The 13,357-nt window shown below is 74.6% G+C and carries 12 protein-coding genes; 6 read left to right on the forward strand and 6 right to left on the reverse strand.

The window, feature by feature from the left end:
• Positions 1-25 precede the first annotated feature (25 nt).
• The 3 genes from ACIBIW_RS18730 to cobM are packed head-to-tail and all read left to right on the forward strand — an operon-like array spanning position 26 to position 2,711.
• Entirely contained in the window at positions 26-658 is a 633-nt protein-coding gene (locus ACIBIW_RS18730; RefSeq protein WP_399337406.1) for a GNAT family N-acetyltransferase, read from the forward strand.
• A gap of 2 nt (positions 659-660) precedes the next feature.
• Positions 661-1,950, forward strand: a complete 1,290-nt coding sequence (cbiE, locus tag ACIBIW_RS18735) for a precorrin-6y C5,15-methyltransferase (decarboxylating) subunit CbiE (protein WP_399337407.1) — start codon at positions 661-663, stop codon at positions 1,948-1,950.
• Complete coding sequence (gene cobM / locus ACIBIW_RS18740; RefSeq protein WP_399337409.1) at positions 1,947-2,711, forward strand: precorrin-4 C(11)-methyltransferase; 765 nt, start codon at positions 1,947-1,949, stop codon at positions 2,709-2,711. Before cbiE ends, cobM begins: the two co-directional genes overlap by 4 nt.
• A 39-nt stretch (positions 2,712-2,750) precedes the next feature.
• Here the strand turns inward: cobM and ACIBIW_RS18745 are convergent, their stop codons facing one another.
• Both ACIBIW_RS18745 and ACIBIW_RS18750 read right to left on the reverse strand, forming a co-directional pair.
• Positions 2,751-4,400: a DEAD/DEAH box helicase gene (locus ACIBIW_RS18745; protein ID WP_399337411.1), complete on the reverse strand. Its 1,650-nt coding sequence runs from the start codon at positions 4,398-4,400 to the stop codon at positions 2,751-2,753.
• A 156-nt stretch (positions 4,401-4,556) separates the two neighbouring features.
• A complete protein-coding gene (locus tag ACIBIW_RS18750; RefSeq protein WP_399337413.1) occupies positions 4,557-4,760 on the reverse strand; it encodes a cold-shock protein in 204 nt (67 codons plus the stop codon).
• A gap of 383 nt (positions 4,761-5,143) precedes the next feature.
• On the opposite strand from ACIBIW_RS18750, the gene ACIBIW_RS18755 reads away from it, so the two are divergent.
• Complete coding sequence (locus ACIBIW_RS18755) at positions 5,144-6,541, forward strand: MmgE/PrpD family protein (protein WP_399337415.1); 1,398 nt, start codon at positions 5,144-5,146, stop codon at positions 6,539-6,541.
• 213 nt (positions 6,542-6,754) lie between these two features.
• Here ACIBIW_RS18755 and ACIBIW_RS18760 read toward each other — a convergent pair whose 3' ends face one another.
• Positions 6,755-7,861, reverse strand: a complete 1,107-nt coding sequence (locus ACIBIW_RS18760; RefSeq protein ID WP_399337417.1) for a sensor histidine kinase — start codon at positions 7,859-7,861, stop codon at positions 6,755-6,757.
• Between the two features lie 24 nt (positions 7,862-7,885).
• A complete protein-coding gene (locus tag ACIBIW_RS18765) occupies positions 7,886-8,650 on the reverse strand; it encodes a response regulator transcription factor (RefSeq protein WP_399337419.1) in 765 nt (254 codons plus the stop codon).
• A 247-nt stretch (positions 8,651-8,897) separates the two neighbouring features.
• Here ACIBIW_RS18765 and ACIBIW_RS18770 point away from each other — a divergent pair, with 247 nt between their 5' ends.
• Positions 8,898-9,593 (forward strand): lytic polysaccharide monooxygenase, encoded by a 696-nt coding sequence (locus ACIBIW_RS18770; RefSeq protein WP_399337421.1) that lies wholly within the window; start codon positions 8,898-8,900, stop codon positions 9,591-9,593.
• 265 nt (positions 9,594-9,858) lie between these two features.
• Here the strand turns inward: ACIBIW_RS18770 and ACIBIW_RS18775 are convergent, their stop codons facing one another.
• Positions 9,859-11,085 (reverse strand): cytochrome P450, encoded by a 1,227-nt coding sequence (locus ACIBIW_RS18775; RefSeq protein WP_399337422.1) that lies wholly within the window; start codon positions 11,083-11,085, stop codon positions 9,859-9,861.
• 91 nt (positions 11,086-11,176) lie between these two features.
• Positions 11,177-12,691 carry an MFS transporter gene (locus ACIBIW_RS18780; RefSeq protein WP_399337424.1) on the reverse strand — a complete coding sequence of 505 codons (1,515 nt, stop codon included), beginning with the start codon at positions 12,689-12,691 and terminating at the stop codon, positions 11,177-11,179.
• A gap of 98 nt (positions 12,692-12,789) precedes the next feature.
• On the opposite strand from ACIBIW_RS18780, the gene ACIBIW_RS18785 reads away from it, so the two are divergent.
• Positions 12,790-13,347 carry a TetR/AcrR family transcriptional regulator gene (locus ACIBIW_RS18785; protein WP_399337426.1) on the forward strand — a complete coding sequence of 186 codons (558 nt, stop codon included), beginning with the start codon at positions 12,790-12,792 and terminating at the stop codon, positions 13,345-13,347.
• Positions 13,348-13,357: the final 10 nt, after the last annotated feature.

Raw genomic sequence — 13,357 nt, forward strand, 5'->3', positions numbered from 1 at the left:
CCGTGGCGGTGGGTGAGGATGGGGTGTGGATGAAGTTGCTGGTGTGCGGGGTTATCGGGGTGGGGACCTGCGTGCGCTCTACGAGATCTGTGTGCGGACCGGGCACCGGGGCGGGGACGCGCGGGGCGTGTTCGGCGATCCCGATGTGCTGCCCGTCACCTTCGCGGAGCCGTATGTGGCGCTCGCGCCCGAGCTGGCCTTCGTGCTCGACGACGGCACCGGCAGGGCCGTGGGGTATGTGCTCGGGACGGCGGACACGGCGCGGTTCGTGAAGGAGTTCCGCGAGGTCTGGCTGCCCCGGGTCGCCGGGCGCTACCCGCGGCCCGCCGGGGCGCCCGGCACGCCCGACGAGTTCGTCGCGGAGCTGCTGCACACCCCCGAGCGCATGCTCCTGCCCGCGCTCGCCGGCCACCCCGCGCACCTGCACATCGACCTGCTGCCCGACTGGCAGCACCGCGGCTTCGGGCGGCGGCTGATGCGTGCCTTCCTCGACGCGCTCCACGCCAGGGGCGTGGCCAGGGTGCACCTCACCATGGCCAACGCCAACACCGGCGCCCGCGCCTTCTACGACCGCATGGGCTTCTACGAGATAGAGCCACCGGGCCCCGACGTCACCCACCTCGGGCGCACCACCGCCCCCGACCCCGGCCCCCGGTAACCGTGTCCGGCCCACGACCCGGCGCGGCACACCCCGACACCCCGCAGCCCAGCGACCCGCAGCCCAGTGCCCCCGTCACCGTCGTCGGGGTCGGTGCCGACGGCTGGGGCGGGCTCAGCGGTGCCGCGCGCGCCGCGCTGCTCGGCGCGGGCGTGGTGATCGGCGGCCCCCGCCAGCTCGCCCTGCTGCCCGCCGACTGCCGCGCCGAGCGTGTCCCCTGGCCGTCGCCGCTGCGGCCCGCCGTGCCCGGGCTGCTGGCCGCGTACGCGCCGCGCGGCCTCGTGGTGCTGGCGAGCGGCGACCCCATGTTCCACGGCATCGGCCGGGCGCTCGCCGCCGAGGCGGGCCCCGGGCGGCTGCGGGTGCTGCCGCACCCCTCGTCCGTGTCCTACGCCTGCGCCCGGCTCGGCTGGCCGGTCGAGGACACCGCCACCGTGTCCCTCGTCGGCCGCCCCGCCGCCCGCCTCGCCGCCGCCCTGCACCACGGGCGCCGGCTGCTGGTGCTCAGCGCGGGTGCCGGCACCCCCGCCGAGGTCGCCGCGCTGCTCACGGAGCGCGGCTTCGGACCCAGCACCCTGCATCTGCTCGAACAGCTCGGCGGCGTACGGGAACGGCATGTCACCGCCACCGCCGCGTACTGGCGCGAGCCGCCGGGCGAACCGCTCAACGTCCTCGCCGTGGAGTGCCGCAGGGCACCGGGCGCGCTGCGGCTCGGCGCCGTACCCGGGCTGCCCGACGACGCGTACGAGCACGACGGGCAGCTCACCAAGCGGCAGGTGCGCGCGGTCGTCCTGGCCGCGCTCGCGCCCGCCCCCGGCGAGCTGCTGTGGGACGTCGGCGCCGGGGCCGGATCGGTCGGCATCGAGTGGATGCGTACGCATCCCGCGTGCGCCGCCGTCGCGGTCGAGCGCGACCCGGAGCGTGCCGGGCGCGCCCTGCGCAACGCGGAACGGCTCGGCGTGCCGGGGCTGCGGGTCGTGACGGGCGCGGCACCGGACGCGCTGGCCGGACTGCCCGCGCCCGACGCGGTGTTCGTCGGCGGCGGGCTCACCGTGCCCGGTGTGTTCGACGCCTGCTGGGCCGCGCTGCCGCCGGGCGGCAGGCTCGTCGCCAACGCCGTCACCCTTGAGTCGGAGGCCGCCCTCGCCGGGCACCGCGCCCGGCACGGCGGGGAGCTGGTGCGCCTGGCCGTCTCGCACGCGGTCCCCGTCGGCGGTTTCACCGGCTGGCGCGCCGCCATGCCGGTCACCCAGTGGTCCGTCACCAAACCGCCCCAGGAGCCCGCCGTATGACCGTCCACTTCATCGGCGCGGGCCCGGGCGCCGCCGACCTCGTCACCGTGCGCGGCGCCCGGCTGCTCGCCTCCTGCCGGGTCTGCCTGTACGCGGGCAGCCTGGTGCCGCGCGAACTCCTCGACGACTGCCCGCCCGGCGCCCGCCTCGTGGACACCGCGCGGCTCGACCTGGACGAGATCACCGCCGAGTTCGTACGCGCGCACGCCGAGGGCCATGACGTGGCGCGGCTGCACTCGGGGGACCCGTCGGTGTTCAGCGCGGTCGCCGAGCAGATGCGGCGCCTGGACGCGGCAGGCATCCCGTACGCGATGGTGCCGGGGGTGCCCGCCTTCGCCGCCGCCGCTGCCGCGCTCGGCCGGGAGCTGACGGTGCCGGGGGTCGGGCAGACCGTCGTCCTCACGCGTGTCGCCCGGCGTGCGACGCCGATGCCGCCGGGCGAGGACCTGGCGACGCTCGGCCGCAGCCGCGCGCTCCTTGTGCTGCACCTCGCCGTCCGGCAGGCCGAACGCGTGGTGGCCGAGCTGCTTCCGCACTACGGCGCCGACTGCCCCGCCGCCGTCGTCGCCTTCGCCTCACGCCCGGACGAGACCGTGCTGCGCGGCACCCTCGGCGACATCGCGCCCCGGGTGCGGGAGGCGGGCCTCACCAGGACCGCGGTGATCCTGGTGGGCGCGGTCCTCGGGGACGGCAGGTTCGTCGACAGCTATCTGTACTCGGTGGGGCGGGAGCGCCCGGAGCCCGGCCCCGGGGCCGCCTGACCCGCCACCCACCAGGGCCCGTCTCCGCCGCGGCGGGCCTCAGGCCGCCTGTCCGCGCGGCGCCGCGGCGCGGCCCTGGCGCGGTGCGCCCGAACCCTTCGCCGCCGCGCCCCGGCCACCGCCCTTGCCTCCGCGCACACCGGAGCCTGTACGCCCGGCCCCGGCCCCGCCCGTACGGGCGCCGGGCGCCGCGGGGGTGCCGGAGCCCGTGCGGGCGCCCGTACCCGTACGAGCGCCCGAGGCGGTACGGCCGCCCGAGCCCCTGCGGCGCCCCGAACCCTTGCGTCCGCCCGTGCCCGCGCCGCCGCCCGTACCGGCGCGCACCGCGGCGACCGCGGGCGCGAGGGTGACCGGGACGCCCGTGGGGACGCGGGCGCCGGTGACGCGCGCCAGCTCCGGGTCGTCGGGGCGGACCTCGGCGGTGCGCGGGGTGATGCCCGCGCTGGTCATCAGGCGGGCCATGTCGCGGCGCTGCTCGGGCAGGACCAGGGTGACGACGCTGCCGGAGGCGCCCGCGCGCGCGGTGCGTCCGCCGCGGTGCAGGTAGTCCTTGTGGTCGGCGGGCGGGTCGACGTTCACGACGAGGTCGAGGTCGTCGATGTGGATGCCGCGGGCGGCGACGTTCGTCGCCACGAGCGCGGTGACCTCGCCCGTCTTGAACTGGTCGAGGGTGCGGTTGCGCTGCGGCTGGGACTTGCCGCCGTGCAGCGCCGCGGCCCGTACGCCCACCGCGAGCAACTGCTTGGCGAGCCGGTCAGCGGAGCGCTTGCTGTGCAGGAACAGCAGGACCCGGCCGTCGCGCGCGGCGATACGGGCGGTGACGGCCTTCTTGTCGTCGACGCCGACCCGCAGCACATGGTGCTCCATGGTGGTCACGGCGCCCGCCGACGGGTCGACCGAGTGCACGACGGGGTCGCTGAGGAAGCGGCGTACCAGGGTGTCGACGTTGCGGTCCAGAGTGGCCGAGAACAGCATCCGCTGCCCGTCGGGGCGCACCTGCCGCAGCAGCGCGGTGACCTGGGGCATGAAGCCCATGTCGGCCATCTGGTCGGCCTCGTCGAGGACGGTGAGCGCGACCTGGTCGAGGAGGCAGTCGCCGCGCTCCCCGAGGTCCGCGAGGCGCCCGGGGGTGGCCACGACGACCTCGGCCCCGGCCCGCAGCGCGGCGGCCTGGCGGCCGATGGACATCCCGCCGACGACGGTGGCGAGCCGCAGCCGCAGCGCGCCCGCGTAGGGGGTGAGGGCGTCGGTGACCTGCTGGGCCAGCTCCCTGGTGGGCACCAGGACGAGCGCGAGCGGGTGGCGTGCGGTGGCGCGGCGCCCCGCGGTGCGGGCGAGCATCGCGAGGCCGAAGGCGAGGGTCTTGCCCGAGCCCGTCCTGCCGCGGCCGAGGACGTCACGGCCCGCGAGCGAGTTCGGCAGGGTGGCGGCCTGGATGGGGAACGGCTCGGTGACGCCCTGCCGTGCCAGCTCGGCCAGGAGCGGCGCCGGGAGGCCGAGGTCGTCGAAGGCGGCCACGGGCGGCAGCCCTGGCGTGGTGTTCTCCGGCATGGCGAACTCGCCCTGCACGGGTACGGCCTGGCGCGGGCCGCGGGCCCGCTCCGTGCGGCGGCGGGGTGCGCCGTCGCCGCGGCGCCGGTCCTGCCCGCCGGAGCGGCGGGGCGCGGAGCGCCGGTTCTTCTCCTGCATCTGGGGAGTTCCTCCTGGGGTCGGCGCGTGCCGGGAGGGGCTCCGCCGGTGCATACGAGGGGCGGAGACTCGGGGAACGAGCCGGTCGGTGGGCGCGAACGAAAAGCCGGGCCCCGCGTCCAAGATGCGGGACCCGGCTGCCGTCGCGCCGGTCGATCAGGCGGGGACGATGTTCTCCGCCTGCGGGCCCTTCTGGCCCTGCGTGACGTCGAAGGCCACCTTCTGGCCCTCGTGCAGCTCACGGAAGCCGGTGGCGACGATGTTCGAGTAGTGGGCGAAGACGTCGGCGCCGCCGCCGTCCTGCTCGATGAAGCCGAAGCCCTTTTCCGCGTTGAACCACTTAACGGTTCCGGTTGCCATGTCGTCTCCTCTGACAGGGGCAGGTCCACGGCCCGCACCTCGCGAACCGGGTGTCGCCGCGTTGACCACCCCGTCCGGAGGCCACACACAGGAATGCGCCCGAGGGTCACATCCCGTCAGGCGCACACAGAGTTCATGGGTACCAAAACTGCAACGCCAGCAACGGTAACACAGCGCCGCCACGCCCCCGGGCGGCTCCACCCGCCACCGGCACCGTTCACCGGCAGGACCAGCGGTGTTCGTACGGGTCGTGCGCGGTGTTCGTACGGGGCGGTGGGGCGAGGGCGGCGCCGGGTAACGGGTAGGAGGGGTGGGGCCCGCGGACGGGCCGAGGGGGCAACGGGGCAGGAGTGCCGGGGACGGCCGGCCGGAGAGAGGTGCCGATGAGCGACGCGACGACCCGGGCGCTGGCCCGGCGGAGCCTGGAACTGCTCGACCGCGACATCCCGGGGCGGGTGCTCGACGCCGCCGCGCTGCGCCTCCTCGACACCCTCGCCTGCGCGGCGGGCGGCAGCGACAGCCCGCCCGCGGCGATCGCCCGCGCGATCGCCGCGCGGCACAGCGGGACGCCGCCCGCGCGGGTACTGGGCACCGCGGCCGCCACCGACGTCGAGCACGCCGCGTTCGCGGGCGCCGTCATGGCCCGCTACCTCGACTGCAACGACACCTACGCGGGCGCGGGTTCCGGGCACCCGAGCGACATGGTCCCCGCGCTGCTCGCGGTCGCCGAGTCGGTGCGCGCGCCCGGGCCCGCGCTGCTGCGTGCGATCGTCGCGGGGTACGAGGCGTACGGGGCGATCGCGAAGACGGTGTCGGTGCGCTCCCGCGGCTGGGACCAGGGCGTGATGACAGGGCTCGGCGCGACCGTCGGCGCGGGGCTGCTGCTCGGCCTCGGCCAGGAGCGCCTCGAACACGCGGTGGCGCTCGCCGCCACCATGTCCGTGCCGACCCGCGCCACCCGCGCCGGGGCGCTGTCGATGTGGAAGGGCTGCGCCACCGCCGCGGCGGTCCGCCTCGGGGTGTTCGCCGCGCAGCTCGCCGCCGACGGCATGACGGGGCCCGACCGCGCCTTCGAGGGCAAGGACGGCCTCTGGCAGCAGGTCACGGGCGAGTTCGCGGTACGGCCCTTCGGCGGCTCTGAGCCCTGGCTCGTCGAGGCCACGTCGATCAAGGAGCGCCCGGTGGAGTTCCATGCGCAGGCGCCGGTGGAGATGGTGCTCGCGCTGCGCGAGGAGGCGGGGGTGGACGCGGCGGACGTGGCGGGGGTGCGGGTGGACACGTACTGGAACGCGTACGACGAGATCGCGGGCGACCCGGCGAAGTGGTCCCCCGAGACCCGTGAGACCGCCGACCACAGCCTGCCGTACCTGGTGGCGGTGGCCCTGGTGCACGGCCCGGTGACGGTGCGCTCGTTCGACCCGGAGCGGCTGGCCGACCCGGAGGTACGGGCGCTGCTGGCGCGGGTGACGGTGCGCGAGGACCCGGGGTTCACCGCCCGCTGGCCCGGCGAGGCGCCCTGCCGGGTGACCGTCACCACCCACGAAGGACGCACCCGCACCGCGGAACGCACCCACCCCCTCGGCCACCCCGCCCGCCCCCTGTCCCGGCAGTCCGTCGAGACCAAGTTCACGACCCTGGCCACCCCCCTCCTCGGCCCCGAGGGCGCGGCACGGGCGCTGGAGGGGCTGCGGGGGGTGGCGGAGACCGAGGACGCGGGCCGGATCGTGGATCTGCTCGTACCGCCGGACGGTGGCGGGGCGGACGCGGGGGCGCGGGGGTGAGGCGGGCGGAGGCGCGCGGGGTGAGAGGCGCGGAGGCGCGCGGGGGTGAGAGCTACGCCATCACAGGCAACGCGGCGACGCTCGGGTCGCGCGCAGGCGCGCGGGGGTGAGAAGCGCTGAGGCGCGCGGGAGTGGGGCGAGCGGGGGCGCGCGGGGTGAGACGGGGGTGGGCGGTGGTGCGGGGTGAGCCGCCCGTAGCCGCGGGCGCCCGTCTCACGACGCCGGGAGCGTCACCTCGAAGCGGCAGCCGCCCTGCACATTGCGTACCGTCGCCGAGCCGCGGTGGGCCTCCACGATGCCGCGGACGATGGCGAGGCCGAGGCCCGCGCCCGCGGGCGGCGTCCTGGCGTCGGAGCCGCGCCAGCCGGTGTCGAAGACCCGCGGCAGCTCCTCCTCGGGAATCCCGCCGCAGCCGTCCGTCACCGCGAGCACCACGCCCTGGTCGCCGCGCCGCGCCGACACCGCCACCGTGCCGTCCTCGGGGGTCCTGCGGATGGCGTTGACCAGCAGGTTGCCCAGCACCCTGCTCATCTCCTTGCCGTCCACCTCCACCGGCACCGGGTCGATCCCGTCGCCCACGAGCCGCACCCCGTGCTCGCGGGCCAGCGGGTCGGCGCCCGCTATGGCGTCCCCCACCAGGTCGTACACCGACACCCGCGACCTGGTGAGCGCCAGCGTGCCCGCGTGGATACGGGACAGCTCGAAGAGGTCGCCCACCATGGTGTTCAGCCGCTCCACCTCGGTACGCATCTGGCGCAGATAGCGGTCGGGGTCGTCGACCATGCCGTCCTCCAGCGCCTCCGACATCGCCCGCAGCCCCGCGAGCGGGGTGCGCAGGTCGTGGGAGATCCAGGCGACCAGCTCCCGGCGCGAACTCTCCAGCGCACGCTCCCTGTCCCTGGACTCCGCGAGCCGCGCGCTTGTCGCCTCCAGCTCCCTGGTGAGCGCGGCGAGTTCGGCGGTGGGCGGCACCGAGGGCGCCGCGAAGCTGCCGCCCTCGCCGAAGGAGCGCGCGGCCCTGGTGAGCGCCCTGCTGCGCGCCACCACCCAGTGGCCGAGCAGCAGTGCCGCCGCGAGGGACACCACCGCCGCCATCGCCACCACCGTCGTCACCACCTTGAGGTCGTGCGCGGAGAGGAACATCGCCCAGGCCACCGCGAGCGTCCCGGCGAGCATCGCCATGACCGCCACCGAGACCACCACCGCCAGCGACACGGTCAGCGACCTGCGGCGCAGCGCGAGCAGCGCGCCCACCCCGAGCAGCCCGACGGCGGCGGCGCCGAGGAAGGCGTAGAGGGCTATCAGCAGCATGTCGTGCACGGGGGTCCTCGGGGGTACGGGCCGTCAGGGACTGGGGTGGGCGCTCGCGCCAGGGGGCCGCGGGGCGGCTCCGTCCGGTGGCGGTGCGCCGGTGTCGAGGCGGTAGCCCACGCCCCACACGGTCTGGATCAGCCGGGGCCGCGCGGGATCGTCCTCGATCTTGCCGCGCAGCCTGCGCACGTGCACCGTCACGGTGGACAGGTCGCCGAAGTCCCAGCCCCACACCTCCCGCATCAGCTCCTCACGCCCGAAGGCGCGCCCCGGGTGCCGCAGGAAGAACGTGAGCAGGTCGAACTCCCGCACTGTCAGCGCCAGTTCGGCGCCCTTCTTGCTGGCGCGGCGGGCGGCCGGGTCGACGGTGAGCCCCGCGGCGGCGAGCGGGGCGGTGTCGGAGGCCGCGGGCGGGCGGCTGCGGCGCAGTACCGACTCCACGCGCAGCACCAGCTCCCTGGGGCTGAACGGCTTGGTGACGTAGTCGTCCGCGCCGACCTCAAGGCCGAGGATGCGGTCGTCCTCGTCGCCGCGGGCGGTGAGCATCACCACGGGCACGGGCCCGTCCTCGCGCAGCCTGCGGCAGACCTCAAGGCCGTCCATGCCGGGCAGCATCAGGTCGAGCACCACCAGGTCGGGGCGGCGCTCGCCGGCCCTGGCGAGGGCGGCGGGGCCGTCGGCCGCCCGGACCACGGCGTGGCCCGCACGGGTCAGATAGCCCTCGACGACCTCCGCGACGGTGGGGTCGTCATCGACGACGAGTACGCGGGCGCCGGGGGTGTGCGGCTGGTTCTGCATGCCTTCAGCGTCGCACCCGCCCCCGACCGCGCGGGCGCACGCGGCGCCCGGGGCGCCGATCGTCCGCGATCCGTAAGGTTCCCGGCTCCCCCGACCGCCCGTACCCGCCCGCACGAAGGCGCGGTCCGCCCCCTGGCCACGCGCCGGTCGCGCCCCTTACATTGGGAGCGCTCCCACATCCCCGCACATGGGAGCGCTCCCAAGGATCGGGCACCCCCCTGCACGCGAACCCCGAGGATGGATTGACATGAACACGCAAAAGAAAGCGGTCGTCCGGCTGCTGACGCTGGCGTCCGCGGCGGCGCTCGTCGGCACGCTCGGCGCGGGCGGCACCGCCTCGGCCCACGGCACCGCGATCACCCCGCCCTCCCGCAACTTCAGTTGTCTCGACCGCTGGGGCGGCGACTTCCAGAACCCGGCCATGGCCGACGAGGACCCCATGTGCTGGCAGGCGTGGCAGGCCAACCCCAACACCATGTGGAACTGGAACGGCCTCTACCAGGACGACGTGGCGGGCAGGCACGAGGAAGTGCTCAAGGACGGCCACCTGTGCAGCGGCGGCCAGGCCCAGGGCGGCTTCTACAACTCCCTCGACGCGGTGGGCGACTGGACGGCCACGGACACCCCGAACAACTTCACGTTCGTCAACCTGGACGCGGCCGACCACGGCGCCGACTACTACCGCGTCTACGTCACCAAGCAGGGCTACGACCCCACGACCCAGCCGCTCGGCTGGGACGACCTGGAACTGGTCGCCGAGACCGGCAAGATACTGCCCGGCGAGGGCGACCCGAGCCCCGACCCGGACTACCCGGGCACCGCGGTCTCGATCCCGGTGAGCGCGCCGGGCAGGACGGGGCACCACATCGTGTTCATGATCTGGCAGGCCAGCCACAAGGACCAGTCGTTCTACTCGTGCAGCGACGTGAACTTCACCGGCTGAACGGGCGGCCGTACGGCCGGTGTACGCCCCCGGGCCTGCCGGACGGCCGCGGTGTGCGCCGGGCAGGCCGGCCCGGTGGCCGGTGCGCGCCCCGCCACTTCGCGGAGGGAGTGGCGGGGCCTCGCTGCGTCGTCGGCCCGACTGCCGCGGTGCGCAACCCGGTTGGGGCCACTACTCCGCCACGACGGACAGCGCCCGGGACGGGCACAGGCCGACGGCCGCCACGCAGACTCCGTTGTCGGCCTCGATCCGCATCGCTCTCTCCTCACCAGGTGACGGGCAGCGCGTAGGCGCCGTAGACGGAGGCGTTGGCCTTGAAGGGGATGTCGTCCACCGGCTCGGCGAGCCGCAGGCCGGGAATCCGCCGGAACAGCGTGTCGAACACGGTCTGCAACTCGATCCGGGCCAGGTTCTGACCGAGGCACTGGTGCGGGCCGTAGCCGAAGGCGATGTGGTGACGGGCCTCGCGCCCCAGGTCGAGTGCGCCGGGGTTCTCGAACACCGCCGGGTCCCAGTCGGCGGAGAGCCCGGAGACGATGACTCCCTCGTCCGCCCTGATGGTGACCCCCGCGATCTCGACGTCCTCGGTCGCGATTCGCGAGGTGGCCGTCTCCACGATGGAGAAGTAGCGCAGCAGTTCCTCGACGGCCCGGGGTGTCCTGGCCGGGTCGGACGTGATCGAGACCAGTTGCTCCGGGTGCTCAAGCAGCCCGGCCACCCCGAGGGAGATCATGTTCGCGGTGGTCTCGTGACCGGCGACCAGCAGCCCGGTGGCCGTGCTCACCAGGCTCTCGCGGTCGAGCGCGCCCTTCTCGCGCTGCCGGGCGAGCTGCCGGCTGAGGAGGTCGTCGCCGGGTTCCGACTCCTTGCGGGCCAGCAGGTCGGCGAGGTATCCGCGCAGTTCGTCGAAGGCCCGCAGCCGCTCCTCGGCCGACGCGGTCCTGCGGATCATGGCGGCCGTGCGGCTCTGGAAGTGGCCGTGGTCGCGGTAGGGCACGCCGAGTAGCTCGCAGATCACCAGCGACGGCACCGGCAGGGACAGGGCCTGCACCAGGTCGACGGGGCGGGAGTCGGAGGCCAGCATGGCGTCGACGAACCCGTCGACGATCCGCTCGATCCGGGGCCGCAGCGCGGCCAGCCGCTTCATGGTGAACTCGCCGGTCAACGCCCGCCGGGCCGCGGTGTGTTCCGCGCCGTCCAGGCTGACCATGGGCGGCGGCTGGTGGCGGAACCTCTCGCGGAAACGTGGGTCCCCGTTGGGGTTCGGGTAGTTGTCCTTTCTCCGGTCCGAGGAGAAACGGCGATCGGCGAGGACGGCACGGGCTTCTGCGTACCCGGACACCCACCAGGTCTGCTGCCCGCCGCGCAGACGGACCTTGCTGACCGGTTTCCGCTCGCGCAGGCGCGCATACGCGTCGGGCTCGGCGAACGGGCAACCGCGGGCGACCGGAAATTCCTGACCGGGGAGTTCGCTGGAAACAGTTTCTGTCATGAGATCCCTCACTGCATAACTGAACACATTCAGTCCGCTGTTTGCGGATCGGTGTTTGCGGATCAGTCCGCGAGCGGCCCCGCGTCACTCGTCACTCCTTCCCGGCCTCGGAGGGGTCCGCGGATCGGCCGGGCGCGGGGTGGCCCTGGGACGCGGGGAGCGGTGCGGCGGCGAGGCGCTGCCCGTTGCGGGCGGCGGTGGCCCTGGCCCAGCCGCTGGTGGAGACAATGCCGAGCACGAGTGCGGCGAGTCCGCAGCCGCCGAGGACGGCCCAGGCGGCGTGGCTTGAGTCGATGAAGCCGGTGCCGGTCCCGGCGCCGGCCACGATCGAGCCGGTGACGGCGACGCCGACGGAGATGCCGAACTGGCGGGCGCTGGCGGCGAGCGCCCCGGCGACACCGACCTGGTCGGGCGGCAGCCCGGTGACGGCGGTGTGGTTGACCGGGGGGCTGACCATGCCCGCGCCGAGGCCGAAGAGGGTGTAGGCGGCCAGCAGATGGACGATCCCGGTGTGGGCGGTCAGGGGCACGAGGAGGAAGCCGCCGACGGCGAGCAGCGCGCCGCCGAGCGTGAGGGGCAGGCGGTCGCCCCGGGAGGCGACGAGCCGCCCGGAGAGGGTGGCGGCGACGGCTTGGCCCACGGCCAACGGGATGATCATCAGCCCGGCGCGCAGGGGGCTGAAGTGGCGGAGGTCCTGGAGGTAAAGGGTGTTGAGGAACAGGAACCCGCCGAGTCCTGCCGACATCACGAGGGAGGTCACGTTCGCGCCGGAGAACGGGGGGCTGCGGAAGAACCGCAGGTCGATCAGCGGCTCGGACCGCCGGGGCTCGACGACGAGTATCCCGGCGAGGGCCAGGGCGGCGAGCGCGAGCAGGACGATGATCCAGGGGTCCGCCCAGCCGCGGCGGGGGCCCTCGATGGTCGCGGCGATGATCGACGCGAACAGGACGATGATCAGCGCCTGGCCCGGCGGGTCGAACGCGCGCGCCCTGGCGGCCCTGGACTCGGGGAGGAACCGCCGGGTGAGCAGGAGGGCGGCGATCCCGAGCGGGACGTTGATCCAGAACACCGACCGCCAGCCGACGCCGCTGACCAGCAGGCCGCCGAGCACGGGTCCGACCGCGACGGTGATCCCGATCACCGATCCCCACACGCCGATCGCCCGTGCCCGTTCCTGGCGGTCGGTGAACACGCCGACGATGATCGACATCGCGACCGGGTTGAGCATCGAGCCGCCCACCGCCTGCACGCTGACGAAGGCGATCAGCCAGCCGACGCCGGGTGCCAGGCCGCACAGGAGGGAACCGAGGGAGAACAGCGTCAGCCCGAGCTGGAAGATCCGCCTGCGGCCGAAGCGGTCGGCCATCGAACCGGAGAGCAGGAGCAGGCAGGCCATGACCAGGGAGTAGGTGGAGACCGTCCACTGAAGGCTGCTGACCGGGGCGTGCAGGTCCTCGCTGATCGACGGGAGCGCCACGTTGACGATGGTGAGGTTGATGCCGGTCACGCCCACGCTGAGGCAGCAGATCGCCAGTACCAGCCAGCGGCGGACGGGGCGTGACGGGCCGGACGTCGCGGTCGGCCCCGGGGTACTTACTGTGCTCATGGCGTTCCCTGAACGGATTCGATAGGGTCTCCGCAGAAACGGAGAGGGTGTTCACATCACTATACGGATAGCCTATCCACTTACGCAAGGACACTCGGATGACTGACTCGCCGCCCTCCAGGAGGGCCGACGCGGCCCGCAATCGCCGACGGATTCTCGAAGCGGCACGCGGCGCCTTCTCCGCCGCGGGAACCGAGACGTCCATGGCCGAGGTCGCCCGGAGGGCCGGGGTGGGCATGGCGACCCTGTACCGCAACTTCGCGAGCCGCCATGAACTCCTGGAGGCGCTGCTCGTCGACGAGGTCGACGAGGTCTGCGCCGCCGCGGCGGCGGTCGAGGGCGACAGCCCGGGGGACCGGCTCACGAACTGGCTGCGCCGGTTCTTCCAGTACGTCACCACCAAGCGGCCGGTCGTCATCGGCCTGCTTGAGCACACCGACAGGACCGATCCCGTCTTCGACAGCCGGGGCCGGATGCTGGCGGCCGGCCGGCCGCTGCTCGCCGCCGCCCAGGAGGCGCACCAGATCACTGACGACCTGGACCTCGACCAGATCCTCGACCTCGTGGTGGCCATCGCGAAGGTCCCCGGCACCCCGGAGTACCGACAGCCCCTGCTCGACGCGGTGCTCGCGGGGCTACGGAGGGGGGACGCTTAGCTGCCGGGCT

Origin of the sequence: Streptomyces sp. NPDC050560 (genome assembly GCF_044457285.1) — a bacterium.
Taxonomy (GTDB): domain Bacteria; phylum Actinomycetota; class Actinomycetes; order Streptomycetales; family Streptomycetaceae; genus Streptomyces.